The organism is Actinobacillus seminis (assembly GCF_002263215.1).
GTDB classification, from domain to species: Bacteria; Pseudomonadota; Gammaproteobacteria; order Enterobacterales; family Pasteurellaceae; genus Actinobacillus_B; species Actinobacillus_B seminis.
Genome location: NZ_NLFK01000006.1, coordinates 107,862 through 133,114 on the forward strand (window position 1 = coordinate 107,862; position 25,253 = coordinate 133,114).

The window sequence follows — 25,253 nt, forward strand, 5'->3', positions numbered from 1 at the left end:
TAGTGGTAGTTAAAATGACAAAAACATTAAAACAAGAAAAAATTGCTGTTTTATTAGGCGGAACTTCAGCGGAAAGAGAGGTGTCGTTAAGTTCCGGTCAAGCGGTGTTGGATGCGTTGCGTAACCAAGGTTATGATGCGCATCCTATTGATCCAAAAGAATTTCCGGTAGCAACCTTAAAAGAGCGGGGCTTTGATCGGGTATTTAATATTTTGCATGGGCGCAGCGGTGAAGATGGCGCTATGCAAGGTTTATTGGAGCAAATCGGCATTCCTTATACCGGTTGCGGCGTGATGGCGTCGGCGTTGACTATGGACAAAATGAGAACCAAAATGTTGTGGAAGGCCTTTGGTTTGCCGGTAGCGGAGATGGAGATTGTGACACGCTCTTCGCTGGCAGAACTAAATCCGCATGCTGTTGTCGAAAAACTGGGACTTCCGTTAATGGTGAAACCCTCGTTGGAGGGGTCTAGCGTTGGGTTGACCAAGGTCAAAGCAGTAGATGATTTGAAAAGAGCGGTCGAATTTGCATTGAAATTTGATGAGACGGTATTAATTGAAGAATGGCTTTCGGGCGATGAATTGACGGTGCCGGTATTGGATAATGAAGTGTTGCCCTCCATTAAAATTGTGCCGGAAGGTGAGTTTTATGATTATAACGCTAAATATCTTTCTGATAATACGCAATATTTTTGTCCGTCCGGTTTGTCGGCAGAACGTGAACAGGAATTACGCGAGTTAGTCAAACGTGCTTATCATGTTGTTGGTTGTCGCGGTTGGAGCCGAATTGATGTAATGATGGATGGAAAAGGGCAATTTAGATTGGTTGAAGTCAATACGACCCCGGGGATGACCAGCCATAGTTTATTTCCGAAATCGGCGGCCACAGTTGGTTATTCTTTTGAGCAGTTAGTGGTGAAAATTTTGGAGTTGAGTAAGGAATGAAACTGTTCCAACATAAAACAGTGCAGGGCGTAAAAACAAAAGGGCAAAGAAGTACACAGTTTTTAATATTAAAGCCTTTGTTTTTCTTAGTTTTTGTAGGTGTTTTGTTTTATGTCTATACTAACTGGCAAAATTGGTTGGAAAAATTGGATAATCGCCCGATTAGTGCTTTTGCGTTAATTGGCACTCCGACATTTACCACTTATTCGGATGTGCGTGACACCTTGATAAAAATGGGAGCGTTAAAAGGTTTTTTTGGTCAAGATATTGAGGTAGTACGCGAGCAAATTGAAACCATGCCTTGGATAAAAAGTGCAGTTGTGCGTAAAGTCTGGCCAGATAGACTGAGCATTTGGGTTAATGAGCATTTTCCGGTGGCAGTTTGGAATGAAAATGAGTTTGTGGCAACTGACGGTACGGTATTTAAACTTCCGATAGAAAAAGTAAAGGAGCAAAAATTGCCACATTTATCCGGTCCTGATTATCAAAGCAGCATGGTGCTTGAGGCTTGGAATAAAATTGATCATGACTTAAAATTGAAAGGGCTGACATTAAAAGCAGTTAAGGTTGATGCGCGAGGTGCTTGGCAAATCGTATTAGATAATGATGTCACTTTACGTTTAGGACGGGGTGAATGGAAAAGCAAATTAGAGCGTTTTGTAACAATTTATCCGCAGATTGAAGTGCCTGAAAATAAACGGTTGTCTTATGTTGATCTAAGATATAACGTAGGTGCGGCAGTGGGCATAGTTGATGCGGATTAGATAATAATTATTGATAATGTGAACGGTAAAAATGGCTAAGATTGTAGAATCAAAAACTATTGTAGGCTTGGAAGTTGGCACTTCAAAAGTCGTGGCGGTTGTTGGTGAAGTGTTACATGACGGTGTTGTGAATGTATTGGGTGTCGGCAGTTGCCCGTCAAAAGGTATTGATAAAGGAAGTATTACAGATTTGAATGCTGTTGTCACTTCCATTCAACGTGCTATTGATGCGGCGGAATCAGTTGCAGACTGTGAAATTTTTAGCGTAACTTTAGCGATTACCGGTGAGCATATTCAAAGTTTAAATGAGAACGGATTTGTTCCTATTGCTGATGGTGAAGTAACCCAAGACGAAATTGATTCTGCCATGCATACTGCCAGTTCGGTCAAAATAGGCGAAGGTCTTTCTCTATTACATATAATTCCACAAGAATTTGCCGTAGATAAACAAGTGAACATTAAAGACCCATTAGGCTTACAAGGTGTTCGTTTGAAGGCGCAAGCGCATTTGATTGCTTGTCACCAAGATTGGTTAAATAATCTGAAAAAAGCGGTTGAGCGTTGTAAATTGAAAGTGGATAAAATTGTATTCTCCGGTGTTGCATCCGCATATTCGGTATTGACGGAAGACGAGAAGGATTTAGGCGTTTGTTTGATTGATTTTGGCGCAGGAACTATGGACATTGTAGTTTATACTAATGGTGCATTGCGTTTCAGCAAGGTGATTGCTTATGCTGGAAATCGGGTAACCGATGATATTGCTTATGCCTGTGCGGCATCACGTATGGATGCGGAAGGCATCAAAGTTAATTATGGCAGTGCGCTTAATCCCCCGAGTAACGGTATGGATAAAAAAATTGAAGTTGCAGGTATCGGCGGTCGTGCACCACGGGTTCTAACAAAAGAACAGCTTTCAGTCGTTACTTCACCACGTTATACGGAGTTGCTGGGCTTGGTCAGAAATGAGCTTGTTCAATTAAAATATGAGCTTGAAAGTAAACAAATGAAATTTGAATTGATAGCCGGCGTAGTAATTACCGGTGGCGGTGCGCAAATTGAGGACTTAAAACAATGTGCATCAGAGGTTTTTGGTGCGCAAGTTCGTATTGGTACACCATTGAATATCACCGGATTAACCGATTATGTAAATAAGCCACAATATTCTACAGTTATCGGTTTGTTGCAATATACCCAAGATAATAAGGATGAGATAATTGATGTAGGTTCGGACGGTAATTCCGGTGGTGCATTAGCGCTGATTTGGAATGCGATCAAAAATTTTGCAAATAAAATACGTTCAGAGTTTTGAGAATTTCAATTTTTAATCTACAATAAGAGAAATCTAAGTTTTTTAATGTTAAGCTGCGACTTAGCATAGCCGGAGAACAAATATGAATATGTTAGAACCAATTGATTATGATGTTGATGGAATGAGCGGTGCTCTCATCAAAGTAGTTGGTGTTGGCGGTGGTGGTGGAAATGCAGTCAACCATATGGTCGCTAATATGATCAAAAATGATATTGATAGTACATTTGTTGGCTCTGACGAATTAGCCTATCCGATGCCGGAAGATGAGCACGGTAAGATTATTTTCTATGCGGTGAATACGGATGCACAAGCGTTGCGTAAAAGCAATGTGCAGCAAACTGTGCAGATTGGCGGGGCAACAACGAAAGGGCTTGGTGCCGGTGCTAACCCGAATGTTGGTCGTAAAGCCGCAGAAGATGATCAGGATGCTATTCGTGCTATGTTGGAAGGTGCCGATATGGTATTTATCGCAGCCGGTATGGGTGGCGGTACGGGAACTGGTGCCGCGCCGATTGTGGCGCAAATTGCGAAAGAACTTGGCATTTTGACCGTTGCAGTGGTCACTAAACCTTTCTCTTTTGAAGGGAAAAAACGGATGCAATTTGCGGAATTAGGTATCAAAGAGTTGTCTAAGCACGTGGATTCTTTGATTATCATTCCGAATGAAAAACTACTCAAAGTTTTAGGTAAAAATGTTACGTTAATTAGTGCATTTGCGACGGCGAATGATATTTTGCGCAATGCAGTAACCGGTATTTCCGATATGATTACCTCTCCCGGCTTGATTAACGTTGACTTTGCTGACGTAAAAACCGTTATGTCGGAAATGGGACGTGCCATGATGGGATCTGGTGTGGCTTATGGTTCAGTCAGTGATGGTCGTGCGGAAAAAGCGGCGCAAGATGCGGTCGCAAGCCCATTATTAGAAGATGTAGATTTATCCGGTGCGAGAGGGGTCTTGGTGAATATTACCGCGGGTATGGATTTAGGTTTAGATGAATTTTATACCGTGGGGGATACCATTCGTGCTTTTGCATCTGATGAAGCGACAGTAGTGGTCGGTACAACCTTAGTACCGGAGATGATCGATGAAATCCGTGTAACTATTGTAGCAACCGGCATTGGTGATATTGATACGCCGGATATTCAGATTTTGAAACATCCCCAACTAAGACCGGAACAACAGGTAAATCATCAGGGCAGTTTAATCCAACCTCAACCGATTTCAAGTGGGGTAGGTTATGGTGAATTAGGATCACTTGCGAGCGGACAAGCTCGGCAACCTCAACCGGTGCAAAATCGTCCGTCAAAAGAATTAGATACGCCGGCATTCCAACGGGTTAATGTATCCAGTTTTTTTAATAAAAATAAATAGCATTAATCTTGTTGTATTACAATAAGTTAAGAGAAAATATTATGATTAAACAAAGAACATTAAAACAAAGTATCAAGGTGACAGGTGTTGGTTTGCATAGTGGGAATAAAGTTACCCTAACCTTGCGTCCGGCAATGGTAAACACGGGCGTGATTTATTGTCGCACCGATGTTAACCCGCCGGCGACGTTTCCGGCGAATGCCAATATGGTGCGCGATACAATGCTGTGTACTTGTTTAGTGAATGAAGATGGCATAAGAATTTCTACCGTGGAGCATTTGAATGCCGCATTAGCCGGATTAGGTATTGATAATATTATTATTGAAGTTGATGCACCGGAAATTCCGATTATGGATGGTAGCGCAAGTCCGTTTATTTACTTACTATTGGATGCCGGCATTGAAGAACAAAATGTGCCGAAAAAATTTATTCGTGTTAAACAGCCAGTGCGTGTTGAAGATGGTGATAAATGGGCGGAATTTAAGCCGTATAACAAAGGTTTCCGTTTAGATTTTACCATTGATTTTGAACATCCGGCGATTGGCAAAGATGTTCGTCATTATCAAATGGATTTCTCGGCACAAGCGTTCGTACAACAAATCAGTCGCGCGAGAACCTTTGGATTTATGAAAGATATTGAATATCTACAATCCCAAGGATTGGCCTTAGGCGGTAGTTTGGATAACGCGATTGTATTGGATAATTATCGCATTTTAAATGAAGACGGATTACGTTTTAAGGATGAGTTGGTGCGTCATAAAATGTTAGATGCTATCGGCGATTTATACATGGCAGGTTACAATATTATTGGTGACTTTAAAGCCTATAAATCTGGTCATGGCTTAAATAACAAATTATTAAGAGCATTGTTAGCAAATCAAGAAGCTTGGGAATTTATTACTTTTGAAGATAAAGATCAGGTTCCACAAGGCTATGTTGCGCCCTCTCACGTTTTAATTTAATTTAGTTATTCAGCTAAAAAGCTATATTTCACCGGAAGTATAGCTTTTTTTATTTAAAGTGCGGTCATTTTTTGTTTTGTTTTTACAATCAAAGTACAATAAAATCATTGAATAGAATATCGGAAGCGTTGGCAATTATTTAGAGGATTAAAAAGAAATATATGGCACTGGATTTAATGGAAATTCGTCAGCAGATCACACAAATTGATCGTAGTCTGTTGAAATTATTATCGGAACGTCATCGACTCGCTTTTGATGTGGTACGTAGTAAGGAAATTACACAAAAACCATTACGGGATATTGAGCGGGAACAACAATTATTACAAGAGTTAGTGCAGTTTGCCGAAAATGAAAACTATCAGTTAGAGCCACAATATATCATGGCGATTTTTCAGCGGATTATTGAAGATTCTGTACTTACCCAACAAGTGTATTTGCAGAAAAAACTGAATGAACAGCGCGAACGGAATATTCATATTGCGTTTTTAGGCAAACGCGGTTCCTATTCTCACCTCGCTGCGCGCAATTATGCAGCGCGTTATCAAGAACACTTGGTGGAAATGAGTTGTAACACTTTTGAGCAAATTTTTGAAAAGGTGCAAAGTGGCGAGGCGGATTATGGCATTTTACCGCTGGAAAATACTACATCCGGTGCCATCAATGAAGTCTATGATTTACTCCAACATACCGATTTGTCCTTAGTTGGAGAATTAGCTTATCCGATTAAGCATTGTGTGTTGGTAAATGAACAGGATGATTTAAGAAAAATTGACACCCTGTATAGCCATCCGCAAGTCATTCAACAATGTAGTCAATTTATCCGCAGTTTAGAGCGTGTACATATTGAATATTGCGAAAGTAGCTCGCATGCCATGCAATTGGTCGCAAGCCTCAATAAACCGAATATTGCGGCATTGGGCAATGAAGATGGCGGGCATTTATACGGTTTACGCGTATTAAAAAAAGACATTGCCAATCAGGAAAATAATATTACGCGCTTTATCGTTTTGGCAAAAAATCCAGTGGTGGTTTCTCCGCAAATTCATACGAAAACCCTTTTGTTGATGAGTACCTCACAGCAAGCCGGTGCATTAGTGGATGCCTTGTTGGTATTTAAAAAATACCATATTAATATGACGAAATTAGAATCCCGCCCGATTTATGGTAAACCTTGGGAAGAAATGTTCTATTTGGAAATCGAAGCCAATATTAATCATCCACAAATCCGGCAGGCTTTTGAGGAATTAAAATCTTACAGTAATTATTTAAAAGTACTAGGTTGTTATCCAAGTGAAATTGTAAAACCGGCAAAAGTGGATTAGGGAAATTAAAGTAAGAGTTGAAAGTGCGGTTAAATTTATCCGAGTTTTAAGCGAAAAAGCGTTAAACAGAAGTTTAACGCTTTTTTGTATTCGGTCGAGGTGCGATTAAATTGCTTTTCCGCTGACGTAGAACGCCACTAAAACCACCGTAATAATGATGGTACCGACATTGAGTTTTTTGGCTTCGCCACACACGATACGACCGATCACTAAACCGGCAAAACCAAGCATGATACCTGTCACGATATTAGCTGTTAATACGATAAATACCGCGCAGATAAGCCCACTCATAGCGCCGATAAAGTCAGAAAAATCTAATTTGTTTACATTGCTGAGCATCAATAACCCCACATACATTAACGCCGGTGCAGTGGCATAGCTTGGTACCAGTGTTGCTAAGGGTTGGAAGAATAACATCAATAAAAACAGTATGCCGATCACGATGGCTGTAATCCCGGTTTTTCCTCCCGCCGCAGTTCCGGCAGCGGATTCAATATATACCGCAGCAGGCGCTGTTCCGAAAATAGCGGAGAAAATACTACTTACAGAGTCAGAGGTTAATGCTTTACCTCCATTGATAATTTGTCCATCTTTGTCTAATAAATTAGCTTGTCCGGCGACGGCGCGAATAGTTCCTGTGGCATCAAACACCGCAGTCATCACTAAAGCGAAAACAACAGGTAAAATTTTGGGATCCAATGCCCCAATTATGTCCAATTGCAAAAATAAGGATTGTTCACCAAAACTTGGCATTTTGAAAATTTGGCCGCTGAATTTGACCTCCGGATCAAATAGTAAACCGACGATCGTAATGGCAATGATAACCCACAAAATGCCACCTTTAATTTGCATTTTTTCCAAGCCGATGATCAAGGCAAGACCGATAAGGGACATTAATACAGAAAAGGAGGTGAAATCGCCTAATTTTACCGGTAAACCGGCATCATTTCCAACCACAATACCTACACCATTGGCGGCGATTAATAATAAAAATAAACCAATACCGATCCCCGCGCCTTGAGCAATACTTGCAGGCAGGTTCCGCAAAATCCAGGAGCGTACGCCGGTTGCGGAGATTAAGGTAAATACCACCCCCATAAAAAAGACTGCACCGAGCGCGACGGGAATACTGACTTGTTGACCTAACACTAAGCTAAATGCAGTAAAGGCAGTTAAGGAAATCGCACAACCGATTGCCATTGGGGTGTTTGCCCATAAACCGATTAAAATTGAGCCAAAACCGGCGACTAAACAGGTGGCGATAAATACGCTTTCGGCTGAAAAACCGGCAGCACTGAGCATATTAGGCACCACAATGACGGAATAAACCATAGCTAAAAAAGTGGTTAATCCGGCAATGATTTCTTGGCGAAGGTTTGACCCGCGTTTGCTGAGTTCAAAATGGGATTCTAGAGACATAACAATAAGACCTTTTGATTTTATGAGAGAAAATGTGGCTATTGTACCGAAAAATATTCAATAGTAAACGTTTGCCTAAGGATTTTGTGCAATAAAAAAGATCTGCAAAGCAGATCTTTTTTAATGAGTATAGACTGAGATAAGTTATTTAATTTGACTGCCGATAAGTCCGCCTAACGCTGCTCCCCCTAAGGTTGCACCGGTTGAGTTACCGATCATATTGCCTGCAACACCGCCAATCGCGGCACCAATTGCAGTATTTTTTTGTGTTTTATTCATTCCGGAACAAGCACTTAATGTGATTGCTAAAACAAGCATCCCCATGAATTTCATCGTATTTGCCATTTTTAAACTCCTTATTATATAGTACAAGTATTGCTACTTTCTTTCGCTAAGACCACAGAATACCGAAAAAGTTCAACTTGTTTTTTCCTTGGATTTTTTCAGATAGTTTTTTCTTTATTCAGTAAAATGTTCTATACTTATGCTTGGTTCTTTTAGGGTAATAGGGGGGAGTATATATGGCTATTTTGGTTACAGGCGGCGCTGGATATATCGGTTCACATACCGTTGTTGAATTATTAAATGTGGGGGAAGAAGTCGTCGTTTTAGATAACTTATGTAATTCCTCGTCAAAATCCTTGCAACGCGTAAGTGAAATTACGGGTAAATCAGTGAAGTTTTATCAAGGCGATATTTTAGATTCGGTGTTATTGTCAAAAATCTTTGCGGAAAATCAAATTAAATCAGTGATCCATTTTGCAGGACTAAAAGCGGTAGGCGAAAGCGTGCGTAAACCGGCGGAATATTATATGAACAACGTGACCGGTTCTTTGATCTTAATGCAAGAAATGAAAAAAGCCGGCGTATGGAATTTTGTTTTCAGTTCTTCTGCTACCGTATATGGCGATCCGGAAATTGTACCGATTACTGAAAATTGTAAAGTTGGTGGCACCACCAACCCGTATGGCACCTCCAAATTTATGGTAGAACAAATTTTAACCGATATTGCTAAAGCCGAACCACAATTCAGTGTGACTATTTTACGCTATTTTAATCCGGTGGGTGCCCATAAAAGCGGATTGATCGGTGAGGATCCGAGCGGCATTCCAAATAATCTCTTGCCTTATATCAGCCAAGTGGCAATTGGTAAATTAGCACAACTTTCGGTTTTTGGTAGCGATTACGATACTCATGACGGTACCGGTGTTCGCGATTATATTCACGTCGTAGATTTGGCTATCGGGCATTTAAAAGCGCTAAATCGTCACCAAGATAACGCCGGTTTGCATATTTATAACCTTGGAACCGGCAGCGGCTATTCCGTGTTGGATATGGTAAAAGCCTTTGAAAAAGTAAACAATATTCACATTCCGTATCAATTGGTTGCGCGTCGTCCGGGGGATATTGCGACTTGTTATTCCGATCCGAGTTTGGCAAAACAAGAATTGGGATGGGTTGCCGAGCGCGGATTAGAAGACATGATGAAAGATACTTGGAATTGGCAAAAAAATAATCCGCAAGGTTATCTGGACGAATAGTGATAGCATCAATCTATTGGAAAAGGCGAGTATATCGCCTTTTCTCAAATAACTAAAAAATCATCAAAAAAATTAACCGCACTTTTATTATGACGACGACATTTTTTCGCCTATTCAGCCAAATTTTCAGCCGTAATATGCTGATTTGTATTTTTACAGGCTTTAGCTCAGGGTTACCTTTTTACATCATTATTTCATTATTACCGCTTTGGATGCGCTCGGAAAAAGTCGATTTGGAAACGCTGGGATATTTTACTGTGGTGACCTTACCTTTTTCATGGAAATTTCTGTGGGCACCACTGCTGGATCGTTTTGTACCGCCATTTTTAGGGCGTCGACGCGGTTGGATGTTGATTTTTCAAGTATTGTTAATCGCTTCCTTAGCTTCCTTTGCTTTCCTTAACCCTCATAGCCAATTCGGCTTACTGCTGATTGCCGCGATGGCAACTTTGGTGTCTTTTTTTTCTGCCAGTCAGGATATTGTGCTGGATGCTTATCGGCGCGAAATTTTGCCGGATAACGAACTTGGTTTGGGCAATTCAATTCATGTGAATGCGTATCGGGTTGCGGGGCTAATACCGGGATCCTTATCCTTAATTTTGGTCGATTATGTGGATTGGAAAATCACTTTTATTGTGACCGCGCTTTTTATGTTGCCGGGGATTTTCATGACATTATTTTTAAGTCATGAGCCACAAATTGAATTAAAACAACAACGTACATTAAAAGAAAATGTTGTAGAACCGTTCAAAGAATTTTTCGGGCGTAAAGGCGTGCTTTCTGCTTTGGGCATTTTATCTTTTATTTTCCTATACAAATTGGGTGATAGCATGGCGACTGCATTGATTTCTCCTTTCTATTTGGACATGGGATTTAGCATGACGCAAATTGGTGTTGTGGTGAAAAATGCCTCGTTATGGCCAATGATTATTGCCGGTATTATTGGTGGGGTGATCATGTTGAAAATTGGGATTAATCGAGCATTATGGTTGTTTGGTTTTGTACAAATTATCACCATCCTTGGTTTCGCTTGGTTTGCCAAATTAGGTCCCTTTGAACAAGTGGATACCTTTGCCTTGTTTGCCTTAACCCTTGTTGTAGCAGCGGAATATATTGGTATTGGGCTGGGAACATCGGCTTTTGTGGCGTTTATGGCACGTGAAACCAATCCACTTTATACCGCCACCCAATTGGCGTTATTTACCAGCTTATCTGCTCTTCCACGAGCCACTTTAAATACACAATCCGGCGCGTTAATTCAATATTTGGGGTATTATGATTATTTTTGGTTTTGTTTTTGGCTGGCGGTTCCCGGAATGTTATGTCTGTTTTGGGTAGCACCTTGGCGCGAAAAATAAATCATTGGTAATACTTGAGTTTCTGCTGCAAGCAAGGTATTTTATTAAAGTTTATTTCTATTTGAGAGGTCTGTATGAAAATTATTCTATTAGGTGCGCCTGGCGCAGGAAAAGGCACACAAGCGCAATTTATTATGAATAAATTTAATATCCCGCAAATTTCAACCGGAGATATGTTACGCGCGGCGATTAAAGCGGGTACGGAATTGGGCAAACAAGCGAAAATCTTAATGGATGCCGGACAATTGGTGCCGGATGATTTAATTATTTCATTGGTGCAAGAGCGTGTGGCGCAACCGGATTGCACCAAAGGTTTTTTATTAGACGGTTTTCCGCGCACCATTCCGCAAGCGGATGCGTTGAAAACGGTGGGCGTGAGCATTGATTACGTTTTGGAATTTGATGTGCCGGATGAAGTGATCGTTGAACGTATGAGCGGTCGCCGTGTTCACCAAGCCTCTGGACGTTCTTACCATATCGTTTACAATCCGCCGAAAGTGGAAGGTAAAGATGATGTGACCGGCGAAGATTTGATTATCCGCGCGGACGATAAACCGGAAACCGTATTGGATCGCTTAAAAGTGTATCACAACACGACTAAACCATTAGTCGATTACTATCAAGCGGAAGCTAAAGCGGGCAATACGCAATATTTCCGCCTAGATGGTACGCAAAAAGTAGAACAAGTAAGTGCGGAATTAGACAAAATTCTGTCTTAATTTCGACCGCACTTTTGCACCTTTTATCATAGCACGGGCTTTTATTGGTTCGTGCTTTTTTATGAAGGCTATTTTGTCGCCAAGTCGGTACGTTGGCGCCAATAGGTGGCAAAACGCGGCAAGCCTTTTTGCGTCAAACCACGATATTTATAGGTGATTACCGTGCCGATCGGCGGTGGGTTTTGGCGTTCTTGTAAATTGAAACCGGAGCCGATTTTAAAGGTTCCTCGTTGATTTTCGCAGGTCAATGATCCCAGCATATGTTGAAATTTCCCTTGACCGGGATGATGAGCAATGACGGTACATTCTTCATCAAGTGCGGTCTTTAATTTGAGAATTTGCGAGCTGCGATGTGGTTCGTAAGCGGCTTGCGGATTGCGCAATACCAATCCTTCACCTTTTTGGCTTTCCACTTGTGCCAAATAATCCATGACTTGCTGCTTACTTTCGATAGGAATTTGCGGAATAATCTGAATATAGGGCGTGGGATGTTGAGCGAGATATTGCTCCAGAATTGCCAAGCGTTCAAATAAATTGCCATTAGCATTCGGTACGTCAAACACATAAAGTTTTACTTTTTCCCAGCCTTTGTCTTTTTGTGAGCGCACCACAGAGGAAATGTGTTCAAATTGATTGCGTTGCGAAAACAATTCTCCGTCAATGGCAAAGGGTGGAAAATCGCGAATAAAATAATGAGGCGGTGTTAAGATTTGGTTTTGTCGGCTAAATAATTGCGTTCCGTCCCAATAACCGCGAATACCATCAAGTTTTTCACTCATGACCCAACCTTGTAAATCTTGATTATGATAAGTTTCCAATAACATTAAATTAGAAGAAGTAGCGAGGCTTGGCAGTGTCATAAATGACGTATAAATAAATAACCATAAACTATGAAATATTTTTTTAACCATTTTTTTCTCTCCTTCAACATAAAAGATAGCTTAAAAAAAGGGTATTTTTTCATCCAGAGAAGAGATAAATTTTTGCGATCTGCTACACAAAAAAGAGAAAAAGTGCGGTCATTTTTGCGATATTTTTGCCAATGGATTGTGTTACTCGTGGTAGTGAAGGAGTTTTCAGATTAGCGGTTTGATAAGTAAAAGTTAATACTCTTAACTCAAGAGTTAAGAGTATTAAGACAAGACTGATTAAAATTCGTAACGTACTCCTATGTTAAAATTGCGTCCCGGTGCACTATAAGCATCAGCATTTGCATGATTTAAGGCAAGTGTGCGATCCGCGGCGGAAGATGAAGATTGTACAGCAAAATAGGAAATATCCGCCCAGTTCCAATATTTACGATTAAATAAATTCGTTATATTGGCAGTGAGCAGCAAATTTTCTAATGGGCGCCAGTAAGCTCCGATATCAACTAAATTAACTGAGTATGTTGGATTATAAATAGTACCTTCAATATCCTTGTCTGCTTTGGCACGAATATGAGTTAAAGAAATATTTCCACCAAATCGTTCTCCTTCATAACCTAACCCTGCTTGAAGTTTGAGCGGTTGAACAGTATTAATCGGTGTTTTTTCAGCATTATTTTTGGCGTTGCCTCGGGTATAAGCAATGCCACCTGAAATATAGAAGGGGTCAATAAATTTCCATTTAGCATTTGCGGTAACACCGTAAATTTTAGCACTGTCCAAGTTTTGGTATTGAACTAATGGGTTATAGCGTGGTGTAGAACGGGATTTCCAATCAATAAAGTGTTTATATTTATTGTAGTAAGCTGCAATATCGTATTGAAATTGCTTATGGTGTCCTTTTATCCCGAGATTGAAATTATGTGCAGTTTCAGGTTTCAAATTCGGATTTCCAATAACTGCATAGGCATAAGAAATCTGCCGAGATCCGACACGAATCACACCTGAATTGCCGAAGGAGGAACTAAACTGCTGAGCAGAGGGGGGGTTGTATTCCTCGGGAATATTGGAAATAAGGTTCAAAAAGCGCATTAATTTTCCAATTTAAACTTAATTTAGGTAATAATGCGGTTTTATTTTGATTTTTTACCGGTGCGTATTCTTCGGCGATCTGTTTATAACCTGCAGTAGAAGGATCATGATGATAATATAGCATTCCTAGATGAGGTTTTATGACAAAATTGCCTAGCGCAAATTCATCTTCAAGGTATACATACGCTTTAATTTGTTTACTGTTAGCCATAGGGGAGATGGTTTCATTACTCGAACAAGTCGGACAGTCGAATTGGGAGGTAAAATCAGTATATTGAAAAGCGAGACCATAACGTAATGTTTGCGGAATGGCTGTATTTACAAAAGTCGTCAAATCGCTATTAATCCCGTAAAGTTTTTGCCGGGTATTAGCGGATTCTACACGCTCCGCCCGATCGGACAAACGAGATCGAAAATTTCCAACTTTACTGTTTTGAATGTACGCCAGTGTCTTGGCATGATTTATCCAACCTTGATGATTTTGGTATTCATGGAGCAAAGAGAGGCGTGTCCGACGATTTTTATCTTGGCTGGTTCCATCTATTTGTGTTCCCGTTGCACGGTCAATTCGTGCACCGTTAGAGGAGCGTAAATCAGTTGTTTTTCTACCGTAATAATGTTCAAGGCTGAGGAGTATGTCATTATGATCATCAAATTGATAACCGTTTTTCACCAAAATATATTGGTTTTTATAATTTGCCGGATCCGGTTTAGTGCGATCCGATCCATCTCCACCTACGGTTCCGTGATTATCGGTTTCATTGCCTTTGCGTCCGGAAACAAGCAATAAGCCTTGATTGCGTCCCTTTTTTACTGCGCCAGCTATGATACCATAGATAGAGTTATCCTCACTATCGTAACCGGTGGCAACAAATCCTCCTACATTGCCTGAACGAATAAGATCACTTGGATCGAGCGTGGTTAAATCTACGCCACCGGACAATGATCGATAAGAGCCGGTATAGTTGATTTTAGCTGATCGTAATGCACCGGGTTCAACAGTATTAAGCCCGCCGAAATTAATGCCAAGGGAAACAAAGAGTTTGTTTTCTTGTGTTTCGGGTAAAGGAATACCGTCAAGTGTAGTAGCAACACGATTTCCTTGTAAGCCACGTATATTGATACTGTCATTACCGGCGCGGGAACGTTGTAATTCATTGACTTGAACATCAAGCTGATCTTTTAATAATGCTTTTAAATTACGAGGTTGTTGTTGCGCAATCTGATCTTTGGCAATTGTTACATTATTATTTGTTTGTACGGTTATTTCAATTGGATCAAGCGTATTACTATTATCTTCACCAATCGCAGGTGTTACTGCACAAACGGTAGTAACAAAAATTGCAAGAGGGGTTAACTTTATTCTTTTTTTCATTATGCTAATATCCTGTCAATCAAAACGTTAATTTGTTATAGGTTGATGACCTTGATCCAAATGTACGACATTCACTAAGTCATCTGTGCTGACTTGAAATGCCTGCCCAAATCCTTTTACGAATAGTCCTTGTTCAGGCTTAAAACTAAAAAGATGAAAATCATTAAGTTGTGTTAGGCGTGATACAAGTTCACCATGACGTTTTGTAAGTGCGTGAATAGCGTTTTCCCATTCTAAGGATTGGCGCTCAATAAGGCGAGCAGTGGCATTAAATGTTAAACGACGGCGGGCGAAAATTTCCCGACTTTGACTTTCATCTTCAATCAACATCATTGATACTCTCGGGATCTCAAGTAAATTCCGAGCATGTTGTGCAATTGTTGAAATTAACACTTGATATTCACCATTAGTAATCACAAAAGGCGCATAACTCACATTCGGGTTACCTTGATGATCAACCGTAGCGAGTGAAATGGTTTTGATATGTTGTTTGAGCTCTTGAATTTCAGGTCCAAGGCGGTTTTGTAATACTGCTTGACGATCAGTTGGGTTAATGCTATTTGACATATAAATTACTCCTTTTTGAATATGTTATTGAAATGATTTGAATTTTTCGACTTGTTCCGGAAATAACCGATGCTGCGTATCCCGCCCCAGATACACTTTAAACATGACTTGACCGCTGTGTGCAATGAATGCAATGTTGTAACTTTCTTTGCCGCGAAGCGGCAAGCTGACAAAAGCAATTTGCGCAAGATTATCTAATTTTAGATGACCATGTAGTGTTCCTTTTTTTCCTTGCAGATTAAGGTGATAATAACCATGTCCTATCCTACCGTCAGGAAATCGATCTTTAATTTCAAAAATAGAGCCTTCCTTTTCAATAATGGTCGTAAAGTTCCCCCATTGACTGATTTGAGTGAGAATTTCTTGTGCGCGTTGAGCAGGAAATAATCTTACATATTGATTTGGTAAGGCTGCTAAAATATGCCCTTCCGGTTGCCTTAATTGATCTGCTATTTGTATTGTCATCACAGAGGGGTTTTGAGCCAAATAATCAGCAACTTGTTGATGTAATGAGGTCATCATTTGTCCTTATATTTAAATGTTAATAACAAAATTGAATTTGCGGAACATGTGTTGCATAGTGCGGTAAGATTTCAATTTCTGCTTGATACCAACGCCGAATAATTTTTTCAGTCAACACTTGGTGTGGTGACCCCTGTGCTTGAATTCGCTGTGCGGCTAACAGAATAACTTGATCGGCATAAAGCGAGGTCAAATTAAGATCATGCAAAATGCAAAAAACGGTTAATCCTTGCTGTTCACAAAGGCGCTTCATGAGACGTAGACATTGTTGCTGATGATACAGGTCAAAGGCTGATGTGGGTTCATCTAGAAAAAGAAGTTTGCCATACATCCCTTTTTCTGACCAAATCTGTAGCAAAGCACGGGCTAGTTGAGTACGTTGTCGTTCACCACTGGATAATTGGTAGTAAGCTTTATGGCGTAAAAATTGGCAATCGGTCAGTTCAATGATGTGATCGAGCCATTGTGCAACTTCTTGTTTGCGTCTCTGATAACCACCCATAGTAATAATTTCTTCGACGGAAAAAGAAAAGTTTAGTTGGTTGTGTTGGCGCATCACTGAACGCTGTTGTGCCAGCTCTAAAGGAGAATAATGAGGCAATAAACGTTGATTAAAGTAGCATTCTCCGGATGTTGGGGCTAGATAGCCGGATAGGATCTGTAATAAGGTAGATTTTCCAGCGCCATTAGGACCAATGAGTACAGTAAGTTTCCCCTGTGGTAAATTAAGCGAAATACTATCCAAAAGAAGATGTTGCGCCCTTTGGAAATGAATTTGTTGTGCAGTAAATAGCGGCGTTGCGCTAATCATAAACTGACCTCTCTATAGCGAATTACAAGCCAAAGAAAATAAGGTGCACCAATCAAACCGGTCAACATGCCGACAGGTAATTCTGCCGGAGCAATAAGTGTACGGGCTAATGTATCAGCCAATAGTAATAAAATAGCACCGCATAAAGCTGAGGCAGGAAGTACCCAACGATGATCAGCACCAAATTTAAAACGGACTAAATGGGGAATGACTAAACCGATAAATCCAATAGCACCGCTCACCGCAACAGCAACGCCTACTAATAATGCGCCAATAAGGATCAATTGTTTTTTGAGTCTTACCACGTTGATGCCGAGATAATGCGCTTCTTCATCACCTAATTGTAGTAAATTAAGTTTTTTTGCCAGAGTTAGCGCATAGATTGAGCCGGGCAAAATGAGTAAGGATGCGAGAATTAGCGGTTTCCATTGAACCTGCCCCAAACTGCCCATTGTCCATAGACTGAATTGACGTAATTGTTGATCATTACTCACATATGTTAAGATTCCAACTAAGGCAAAACAAAGCGCATTGACAGCAATCCCGGCTAATAACAATTTATTAATTGATACATGAGAACGGTGGCTAATGAGATAAATTATACTTGATACAATAAGACTACCGACAAAGGCGGCGAGCATTGTGCTGTACAGTGCCATTTCAAGCGGTAAGAAACTTGGCATGATGATAGCTAAGCCAACTGCCAAAGAGGCGCCGCTGTTTACTCCGATCAATGCCGGATCTGCCATAGGATTATGAAATAATCCTTGAAATAATGCACCGGATAAAGCCAAAGCTAATCCAACTATTACCGCAAGCAAAATGCGTGGCAGTCGAATATGTAACCAAATTTGCCACTGGATATCAGATTGATTATGCCAAAGATCTTGCCAAGTAAGCGATAATGCACCTATATTTGAAGCGGTAAATATAGTTACAAGCAATAATAATATTAATCCGATATGCCAATAAAGACGATTATTCATCAATTTGCACATTTTCTGCTGCTCGGCGAAGTTGAAGCAAAACTGACGGTGTTGTCAATCCAAAAGACATTAAAGATAAATCATCTACAACTAGAAGACGTTTATGCCGACCGGCATTTGTCTGTCCTATACCTGCTAATGACCATACTTTATCTATTGTACCTAAGTGTTTAATCCCCATATGTGTCATTACGATAATATCCGGATTGACGGCAATTAACCCTTCTTGTGAGAGCGGAATAAATCGAACACTATTTTCTATCGCATTTTTAGCACCGATCAATTTTATCGCTTCGTCTGCAACAGTATTTTTTCCTGCCACAATCTGATTAGTCCCGGCTTGATTAAGGATAAATAGTACCCGTACATTGAGTGGTGAGCGTGGAATAGCCTTTATTTCATTCATAAATTTATTCGCTAATATACTAGCTTGAGTTATCTTGTTCAGATTTCCACCGATTTGGTTAATTTTTTTTACCACACTCTCGACAGTATAGCCAAAAGAAACAGTATTAACATTTATACCGGCAGCTTTTAATTGATCAAACACGACAGCCGGTTGCGCTACTTCACTGCTAATCACTTGAGTTGGCTTCAATGCAAGAATACCTTCGATATTAAGCTGACGCATATAGCCTATATCGGGCACATCTTTTACACGTTCAGGAAATAAGCTGGTATTGTCTCGACCAACTAATAGTTCTCCCATACCAAGAGCATAAATAATTTCAGTTACATCTCCCCCAATGCTAATAATCCGTTCTTCCGCTCTTGCAGACGAAATTAGAACAATCAAACAAATAAAAAAAGAATAAATAAATTTCATACAACGCTCATCTCAATCAAGATATTAAATAATAATAATTTTATTTTATTTATAGCAAGGTTTATCGTAAATAAGATATCAGAACTGAATAAATGTTAATCAGTTGTTAACTAACATAATTGAAGAAAAGCAGCTATGAAAATATTTTGTATATCAATAAATGAGAAATACGTATTTCATACGTAATATGAGAATGTTTCATTTATCCAATGTTTAATGGAAAAGGGGAACGAGTCATTTTGAAACTAGGATTTCCTATAAATTCATTTTAAAATACACATTATTTGTAATGATTATGCTATTTCAAGTAATTACCCCTACGAATACTCATAAGGAATAAAGATGAAAGACAATCATCAAATTGCCAATGTTGATTTGGTTAAGCAGATGAATAGTGCTGTAGTGTATAAATTAATTGATCAAGCCGGACCAATTTCTCGCATTCAAATTTCAGAAGCCTGTCAGTTGGCACCGGCAAGTATTACCAAAATTACGCGACAATTTTTGGCACGTGGCTTGATTAAAGAAGTAGAACAGCAAGACTCCACTGGTGGGCGTCGAGCGACGTCAATTGTGGCGGAGCGTAAAGCATTTCGTGCGATTTTGGTGCATTTAGGGCGCGAGCAGGTAACCTTGGCACTTATGGATCTTTCCACTAATTTATTGAAAAAAGAACAATTAGAGTTACCGGAAAGCCGGCAATTGGATGATGTTGAACAATTTTTATGCCAACATTTGTGTCAGTTTATGGAAAAAAACCGGCATTGTAGCTCAGAATTTATTGCTATTGGTATCACGGTGCCGGGGTTTGTGGATGTAAAAACTAATAATATTGAATATTTGCCACATTTTACCTTGGGACAACCTTGGGATTTGGCTGCCGTATTGTGTGAAAGATTGCAGCTGCCAGTGTTTATTGGACATGACGTGCGCAGTCTGGCGTTGGCGGAGCATTATTTCGGGGTAACGAAAGATTGCTACGATTCTTTGGTGTTGCGCATCCATCGTGGTGTGGGGGCGGGAATTGTGATTAACCACGAAGTCTTTCTCGGCTATAAAAATAACGCAGGTGAAATTGGGCATATTCAAGTCGATCCGTTGGGTAAGCGTTGTTTGTGTGGCAATATTGGATGTTTGGAAACGGTGGTCAGTAATTCGGCAATTGAAGATAAGATGTTGAATTTATTGCAAGAAGGTTATCGTAGCAAATGGCTTTCTTTAGAAGCGCATGATATTGAAGATATTTGCAAGGCAAGCCATAAGCATGATGAAGCGGCAATTAAATTAATCGAATATGTGGGCGTGCAAATCGGGCGGGTGCTGGCGATGAGCGTAAATATGTTCAATCCGGAAAAAATTGTGATTTCCGGCGAGATTACGCAAGCCAAAGACATTTTATTTACCGCTATCCGTAAAACCTTGGAAAATCATGCGCTGCCGGCGTTTGTGAAAAATACGCCTTTGGTGGCGTCGGAATTGGAAAATACCGATGTTATTGGGGCATTTGCTCTGATTAAACGTGCTTTATTGGATGGAAGTTTGTTGCAACGTTTGCTGAATGAATAAAAAGTGCGGTTACTTTTTTGGTCAATTTGTATAATCTCTATGCGAACAATTGATAAATTTAAAATTTCTGCAAAAAAGAGTTGACGAGGCGGGCAGATATCAGCATAATTAGCCCCGCAAAGCCGATATGGTAAATGCAAATATGGCTATGTAGCTCAGTTGGTTAGAGCACAACACTCATAATGTTGGGGTCACAGGTTCGAATCCCGTCATAGCCACCATATTTGCGGGACTGGCGAAATTGGTAGACGCACCGGATTTAGGTTCCGGCGCCGCGAGGTGTGTGGGTTCAAGTCCCTCGTCCCGCACCATTTGGTTTGCAAATCAATATAGTTGTTGGGGTATCGCCAAGCGGTAAGGCACCGGGTTTTGATCTCGGCATCCCTAGGTTCGAATCCTAGTACCCCAGCCATACTATCAAATTATATCTTCTTGTATTCATTCTAAGAAATTATCAGTTGGGGTATCGCCAAGCGGTAAGGCACCGGGTTTTGATCTCGGCATCCCTAGGTTCGAATCCTAGTACCCCAGCCATTTCATTTTTTAACGATAGTATTCTCTTTCTCTAAGTTTACGCTTAGCTATCCCTTTATTTTATGAAATCATAAAAATTTATGTCATTCTGTTATATGTGATTAGCAAAGTAATATTTCCAGGTTTTTGTGAACTGAATTGGATTAATATTCTATTTTTATATTTAATTTTAGATTATTTAACTGATTGTTATTAAATTTTGAGAAAAAATATTGCTTTTTGTTTATTTATTACTGTGGTATCGTAGCGAAATTTTCAATATTACAATGACATTTTTCTAACGGATAACTTTATATGAGTGAAACAAATAAACAGGAAGAGTCAACTTGGTCATCTAAGTTGGAGGCATTAGGTCCCGGTATTTTGATGGCGTCGGCGGCGGTTGGCGGCTCGCATATTATCGCATCCACCCAAGCCGGCGCGATTTATGGCTGGCAATTGGCGATTATTATCATCCTTGCCAATTTATTTAAATATCCTTTTTTCCGCTTCGGCGCGCAATATACATTGGATAGTGGCAATACGTTGCTCGAAGGTTATTTACAAAAAGGGCGTATTTATCTTTGGATTTTCTTCTTGTTAAATGTATTTGCTACCATCATCAATACCGCAGCAGTCGGTTTGTTATGCGCGGCAATTTTAACATTTGTGCTGCCGTTTCCAGTACCGGTTCCAACCTTAAGTTTGATCGTTATCGGCGGTAGTGCATTGATTTTATTATTAGGGAAATACCGTATTTTAGACGGATTATCCAAATTGATCATGATCGCCTTAACGGTTACTACCGTTGTCGCTGTCGTCATTGCCTTAATTCGTAATGGGGTTCAAGGGGTCGCCGCGGCAGATTATATTAGCCCGTCACCTTGGGAATTAAGCGCACTTGCTTTTATCGTGGCGTTAATGGGCTGGATGCCGGCACCGATTGAAATTTCTGCGATTAACTCCATGTGGGTGGTGGCAAAACGTCGTTTAACTAAAGTCTCATACCGAGACGGAATTTTTGATTTTAATGTTGGCTTTATTGGTACTGCAATTTTAGCGGTTATTTTCTTAGCATTGGGCGCCTTAGTACAATTTGGTTCCGGCGAACCGGTGGAAATGGTCGGAGGCAAATACATTGCCCAGTTAATCAATATGTACGCTTCCACGATCGGGGATTGGGCACGCGGATTAATTGCGTTTATTGCATTTATGTGTATGTTCGGTACCACGTTAACGGTTCTTGACGGCTATTCCCGTACCAACGTTGAAAGCCTACGTTTATTATTAAAAAAACAAGAAAGCAGCCCGCGTACCTTAAATCTTGCGATTTTACTGGCTGCCATTTCCGGTCTTGCTGTGGTGTTTTATTTTAATAATGCTGTCGGACCAATGCTTAAATTTGCCATGATTGCCTCTTTTGTTTCCACGCCGGTATTTGCTTGGTTAAATTTATCTTTGGTGTTAAAAGGCGAACATCGGGTTAAAGGCGGGCTACTTTGGTTATCCATTATCGGATTAATTTATTTAACCGGCTTTACGTTATTATTTATCGCTGATCAATTTGGTTGGTTACGTTAAACTGAGCATATAAAAACTACATAAAAAAGACCGCACTTTTGAGATTTGATTTCCAAAGTGCGGTTTATTTTTACGAGGTTTATTGGTATGTAGGAAAAATAGACTTAAAGCCTTGTAGTGTAAGGTTACAAGTAACACCTACACTGTAACCGAATCCAATCGCAAATTTCCCCTCAATTTCTTGCGCATTAACATTTTCAAGAGCATCATTATTGATATCTACATAATGACTGGTAGTCTCTTTCTATATGCCTTTTTATTGCGTGATGCCTTTGTGTCGCAATAGGGCATCTAAGGTTGGTTTGCGTCCGCGGAAGCGTTCAAATAGCACCATTGGTTCTTCCGAACCGCCACGGGATAAAATTTCGTTAAGGAAAGATTGTCCGGTGGTTGGGTTAAAAATACCTTCTTCTTCAAAACGAGAATAAGCATCCGCAGACAACACTTCTGCCCACAAATAGCTGTAATATCCTGCGGCATAGCCGCCGGCGAAAATATGGCTAAAGCTATGTGGTGTTCTTGCCCAATCGGCGCCTTTGATGACCGCCACTTGCGATTTCACTGCGTTGAGTGTATCTAAAATTTGATTGGTTTTTCCGCTTTGGTAATGGTGATGTAAGCGGAAGTCAAACAACCCAAATTCTAGTTGACGCAACACAAACATTGCCGCTTGGAAATTTTTGGCTTTTAATAATTGCGTTAATTTTGCTTTTGGCAGCGGTTCTCCGGTTTGGTAATGACCGGAAATAAAGGCTAACGCCTCCTCTTCCCAACACCAATTTTCCAAAAATTGACTTGGCAATTCCACCGCATCCCAAGGTACACCGTTAATCCCGGCAACATCAGCGACGTCAATTTGCGTCAGCATATGATGAATTCCGTGTCCGAATTCATGGAATAACGTGGTAACTTCATCATGAGTAAAGAGTGCGGGTTTATCGCCTACCGGTGCATTAAAGTTACAGGTTAAATACGCCACCGGTTTTTGTACGCTTCCGTTGGCATGGCGTTGGCGCCCGATAAAGTCGTCCATCCATGCGCCGCCACGTTTATGTTCTCGGGCGTATAAATCCAAATAGAAACTGCCGCGCACTTGGTCATTTTGATCAATTAAATCAAAGAAACGCACGTCTTTGTGCCACGTATCCACATCAAAACGTTCACTGACGCGAATGTTAAATAAGCGTTTAATTAGCTCAAATAAACCGGAAAGGACGCGATCTTCAGGGAAATAAGGGCGAAGCTCTTCATCATTAATGGCATATAAGTGTTGTTTTTGTTTTTCGCTATAAAACGTAATGTCCCAAGGTTCAAGTGCGGTCAAATTAAACTGCGTTTTGCAAAATTCGCGTAATTCAGCTAATTCTTGTTCACCTTGCGCTTTGGAGCGTAGCGCTAAATTTTCAAGAAAATCTAATACTTGTTGCGGATTTTCCGCCATTTTAGTCGCAAGTGAAAGTTCAGTATAGGTATTGAAATCTAACAATTTTGCCAATTCAACGCGCAATTGCAAAATTTCTTCCATGATTGCCGAATTGTCCCATTTCCCTGCGTTGGGACCTTGGTCGGAGGCGCGAGTTGCAAAAGCGCGGTACATTTCTTCGCGCAATTCGCGGTTTTCACAATAGGTCATCACCGGCAAATAACTTGGGAATTCCAGCGTAAAACGATAGCCACTTAATCCTTTGCTTTCGGCGGACTGTTTTGCCGCTTGTAAGGCACTTTCCGGCAAGCCTTGTAATAGGCTTTCATCTTCAATGATTTTGTCCCAACCCATGGAGGCATCCAGTACATTATTGCTAAATTGCGAATTAAGTTCAGATAAACGAGAGACAATTTCGCCATAACGATGTTGTTTTTCTGGCGGCAAGGAAATACCGGATAATTTAAAATCGCGTAGTGCATGGTCGATCGCAGTTTTTTGTGCCACGCTGTAATTTGCAAATTCTGCGCTGTTTTTTAACTGTGTATAAGCGTTGTACAACCCTTCATGTTGCCCGATCCACGTGCTGTATTCGGAAAGTAGCGGTAAGCAGGCTTGGTAGGCTTCACGCAGTTGTGGAGAATTTTTGACCGAATTTAGATGGCTGACCGGTGACCAAGCGCGGTGTAAACGATCGTCGATTTCATTGAGTGGCTGAATAAAATTTTCCCAGCTAAGTTGTGGTTGTTTCACCAACTGTTCGACAGTTTCGCGACTTTGTTGAAGTAATTGTTCAATTGCCGGTTGAATATGTTCCGGCTGAATTTCAGAAAAACGAGGCAGATCATGGGCTGCAAGTAATGGATTAGTCATAAAAATTCCTTATTATTTTCAATGAATTTAATGCTAATAACATGGGGGTAGTAAGGTAAAAATCAAGTTGCAAAAGGTAAAAAAATCTGCATAATCGGCAAAGAGATTGCATTTTGAGGAATAGGATGAAAGCGATTTATCTTTTATTAGGCGGTATTTTTCTGGTTATTGGCGTGATTGGAACTGTTATGCCGGGCATTCCCGGCGTACCTTTTTTGTTACTGACATTGGTTTGTTTCAGCAAAGGCTCCGAGCGATTACATCAATGGTTTATTCAGACCGCGTTGTATCACAAGCATTTAAAATCTTTTCACCAACAGCGCGCGTTAAGTAAAAAATCGAAAATCTGGATTTTATCGTGTTCCACCTTGATGTTAGGGATCGGTTTTTATTTCACCCCTAGTCTTATCGGACGCAGTATTATTTTAGTGGTGTTATTAATTAAATATTTCTCTTTTTTCTTTTGGATTAAAACGATTCCGGAATAAGTTGCTATTCGTTTCGGCTGTTTTTTATAATGCCAAGCCGGTTATTGAATG

General features: G+C 40.3%; 23 protein-coding genes and 4 tRNA genes. 16 read left to right on the forward strand and 11 right to left on the reverse strand.

All coding sequences use genetic code 11. The annotated features are described in order from the left end of the window. The first annotated feature begins 14 nt into the window (after positions 1-14). The 6 genes from CFY87_RS07245 to pheA all read left to right on the forward strand — a co-directional run bounded on the left by CFY87_RS07245 (position 15) and on the right by pheA (position 6,676). Positions 15-944, forward strand: coding sequence for a D-alanine--D-alanine ligase (locus CFY87_RS07245; protein WP_094946551.1), 930 nt, complete (start codon positions 15-17; stop codon positions 942-944). Continuing rightward, a complete protein-coding gene (locus tag CFY87_RS07250; protein ID WP_094946552.1) occupies positions 941-1,708 on the forward strand; it encodes a cell division protein FtsQ/DivIB in 768 nt (255 codons plus the stop codon). The genes CFY87_RS07245 and CFY87_RS07250 overlap by 4 nt, the downstream gene beginning before the upstream one ends. Before the next feature lie 31 nt (positions 1,709-1,739). After that, a complete protein-coding gene (gene ftsA, locus CFY87_RS07255) occupies positions 1,740-3,017 on the forward strand; it encodes a cell division protein FtsA (protein ID WP_094946553.1) in 1,278 nt (425 codons plus the stop codon). Between the two features lie 88 nt (positions 3,018-3,105). Further along, entirely contained in the window at positions 3,106-4,392 is a 1,287-nt protein-coding gene (ftsZ, locus tag CFY87_RS07260) for a cell division protein FtsZ (RefSeq protein WP_094946607.1), read from the forward strand. Positions 4,393-4,433: 41 nt separating this feature from the next. After that, positions 4,434-5,354 (forward strand): UDP-3-O-acyl-N-acetylglucosamine deacetylase, encoded by a 921-nt coding sequence (lpxC, locus tag CFY87_RS07265; protein WP_094946554.1) that lies wholly within the window; start codon positions 4,434-4,436, stop codon positions 5,352-5,354. Positions 5,355-5,515: 161 nt separating this feature from the next. Beyond that, the gene (pheA, locus tag CFY87_RS07270; RefSeq protein WP_094946555.1) at positions 5,516-6,676 is read left to right on the forward strand and encodes a prephenate dehydratase; all 1,161 of its coding nucleotides are present in this window, start codon (positions 5,516-5,518) and stop codon (positions 6,674-6,676) included. Positions 6,677-6,781: 105 nt separating this feature from the next. Here pheA and CFY87_RS07275 read toward each other — a convergent pair whose 3' ends face one another. Together CFY87_RS07275 and CFY87_RS07280 are read right to left on the reverse strand one after the other, a co-directional pair. After that, complete coding sequence (locus tag CFY87_RS07275) at positions 6,782-8,095, reverse strand: NCS2 family permease (RefSeq protein WP_094946556.1); 1,314 nt, start codon at positions 8,093-8,095, stop codon at positions 6,782-6,784. 144 nt (positions 8,096-8,239) lie between these two features. Beyond that, positions 8,240-8,413 (reverse strand): glycine zipper 2TM domain-containing protein, encoded by a 174-nt coding sequence (locus CFY87_RS07280; RefSeq protein ID WP_419670254.1) that lies wholly within the window; start codon positions 8,411-8,413, stop codon positions 8,240-8,242. Positions 8,414-8,616: 203 nt separating this feature from the next. Between CFY87_RS07280 and galE the strand changes: the two genes are divergently transcribed. From galE to adk, 3 genes are all read left to right on the forward strand, one after another. After that, positions 8,617-9,636: a UDP-glucose 4-epimerase GalE gene (gene galE, locus CFY87_RS07285; RefSeq protein ID WP_094946558.1), complete on the forward strand. Its 1,020-nt coding sequence runs from the start codon at positions 8,617-8,619 to the stop codon at positions 9,634-9,636. An 89-nt stretch (positions 9,637-9,725) separates the two neighbouring features. After that, positions 9,726-10,994, forward strand: a complete 1,269-nt coding sequence (locus tag CFY87_RS07290; RefSeq protein WP_094946559.1) for an AmpG family muropeptide MFS transporter — start codon at positions 9,726-9,728, stop codon at positions 10,992-10,994. Positions 10,995-11,068: 74 nt separating this feature from the next. Continuing rightward, the gene (adk, locus tag CFY87_RS07295; protein WP_094946560.1) at positions 11,069-11,713 is read left to right on the forward strand and encodes an adenylate kinase; all 645 of its coding nucleotides are present in this window, start codon (positions 11,069-11,071) and stop codon (positions 11,711-11,713) included. Between the two features lie 68 nt (positions 11,714-11,781). On the opposite strand, the gene CFY87_RS07300 is transcribed toward adk, so the two are convergent. The 8 genes from CFY87_RS07300 to CFY87_RS07335 all read right to left on the reverse strand — a co-directional run bounded on the left by CFY87_RS07300 (position 11,782) and on the right by CFY87_RS07335 (position 18,758). Beyond that, positions 11,782-12,624: a DNA ligase gene (locus CFY87_RS07300; RefSeq protein ID WP_094946561.1), complete on the reverse strand. Its 843-nt coding sequence runs from the start codon at positions 12,622-12,624 to the stop codon at positions 11,782-11,784. Positions 12,625-12,861: 237 nt separating this feature from the next. Beyond that, a complete protein-coding gene (locus tag CFY87_RS07305; RefSeq protein WP_094946562.1) occupies positions 12,862-13,671 on the reverse strand; it encodes a TonB-dependent receptor domain-containing protein in 810 nt (269 codons plus the stop codon). Continuing rightward, positions 13,604-15,046: a TonB-dependent receptor domain-containing protein gene (locus CFY87_RS07310; protein WP_094946563.1), complete on the reverse strand. Its 1,443-nt coding sequence runs from the start codon at positions 15,044-15,046 to the stop codon at positions 13,604-13,606. The genes CFY87_RS07305 and CFY87_RS07310 overlap by 68 nt, the downstream gene beginning before the upstream one ends. Before the next feature lie 27 nt (positions 15,047-15,073). Continuing rightward, entirely contained in the window at positions 15,074-15,613 is a 540-nt protein-coding gene (gene hutZ, locus CFY87_RS07315) for a heme utilization protein HutZ (RefSeq protein ID WP_172539972.1), read from the reverse strand. Between the two features lie 24 nt (positions 15,614-15,637). Further along, on the reverse strand, positions 15,638-16,132 hold the full coding sequence (gene hutX / locus CFY87_RS07320; protein ID WP_094946564.1) for a heme utilization cystosolic carrier protein HutX: 495 nt from the start codon (positions 16,130-16,132) through the stop codon (positions 15,638-15,640). Between the two features lie 22 nt (positions 16,133-16,154). Then, positions 16,155-16,946 carry a heme ABC transporter ATP-binding protein gene (locus tag CFY87_RS07325; RefSeq protein WP_094946565.1) on the reverse strand — a complete coding sequence of 264 codons (792 nt, stop codon included), beginning with the start codon at positions 16,944-16,946 and terminating at the stop codon, positions 16,155-16,157. Further along, the gene (locus tag CFY87_RS07330) at positions 16,943-17,932 is read right to left on the reverse strand and encodes a FecCD family ABC transporter permease (RefSeq protein ID WP_094946609.1); all 990 of its coding nucleotides are present in this window, start codon (positions 17,930-17,932) and stop codon (positions 16,943-16,945) included. Before CFY87_RS07330 ends, CFY87_RS07325 begins: the two co-directional genes overlap by 4 nt. Continuing rightward, complete coding sequence (locus CFY87_RS07335) at positions 17,925-18,758, reverse strand: heme/hemin ABC transporter substrate-binding protein (RefSeq protein WP_094946566.1); 834 nt, start codon at positions 18,756-18,758, stop codon at positions 17,925-17,927. Before CFY87_RS07335 ends, CFY87_RS07330 begins: the two co-directional genes overlap by 8 nt. 342 nt (positions 18,759-19,100) lie before the next feature. Here CFY87_RS07335 and CFY87_RS07340 point away from each other — a divergent pair, with 342 nt between their 5' ends. From CFY87_RS07340 to CFY87_RS07365, 6 genes are all read left to right on the forward strand, one after another. Beyond that, entirely contained in the window at positions 19,101-20,324 is a 1,224-nt protein-coding gene (locus CFY87_RS07340) for an ROK family transcriptional regulator (RefSeq protein ID WP_094946567.1), read from the forward strand. Positions 20,325-20,468: 144 nt separating this feature from the next. Further along, positions 20,469-20,545: transfer RNA gene (locus CFY87_RS07345), tRNA-Met, on the forward strand. Between the two features lie 5 nt (positions 20,546-20,550). Continuing rightward, a tRNA-Leu gene (locus CFY87_RS07350) sits at positions 20,551-20,635 on the forward strand. A 26-nt stretch (positions 20,636-20,661) separates the two neighbouring features. Beyond that, positions 20,662-20,736, forward strand: a tRNA-Gln gene (locus CFY87_RS07355). A 47-nt stretch (positions 20,737-20,783) separates the two neighbouring features. Beyond that, positions 20,784-20,858 (forward strand) — tRNA-Gln (locus CFY87_RS07360). Positions 20,859-21,152: 294 nt separating this feature from the next. Continuing rightward, positions 21,153-22,418 (forward strand): NRAMP family divalent metal transporter, encoded by a 1,266-nt coding sequence (locus CFY87_RS07365; RefSeq protein WP_094946568.1) that lies wholly within the window; start codon positions 21,153-21,155, stop codon positions 22,416-22,418. A gap of 256 nt (positions 22,419-22,674) precedes the next feature. Here CFY87_RS07365 and prlC read toward each other — a convergent pair whose 3' ends face one another. Continuing rightward, complete coding sequence (gene prlC, locus CFY87_RS07370) at positions 22,675-24,714, reverse strand: oligopeptidase A (RefSeq protein ID WP_094946569.1); 2,040 nt, start codon at positions 24,712-24,714, stop codon at positions 22,675-22,677. A gap of 125 nt (positions 24,715-24,839) precedes the next feature. Between prlC and CFY87_RS07375 the strand changes: the two genes are divergently transcribed. Further along, on the forward strand, positions 24,840-25,202 hold the full coding sequence (locus tag CFY87_RS07375; RefSeq protein WP_094946570.1) for a YbaN family protein: 363 nt from the start codon (positions 24,840-24,842) through the stop codon (positions 25,200-25,202). Positions 25,203-25,253 lie beyond the last annotated feature (51 nt).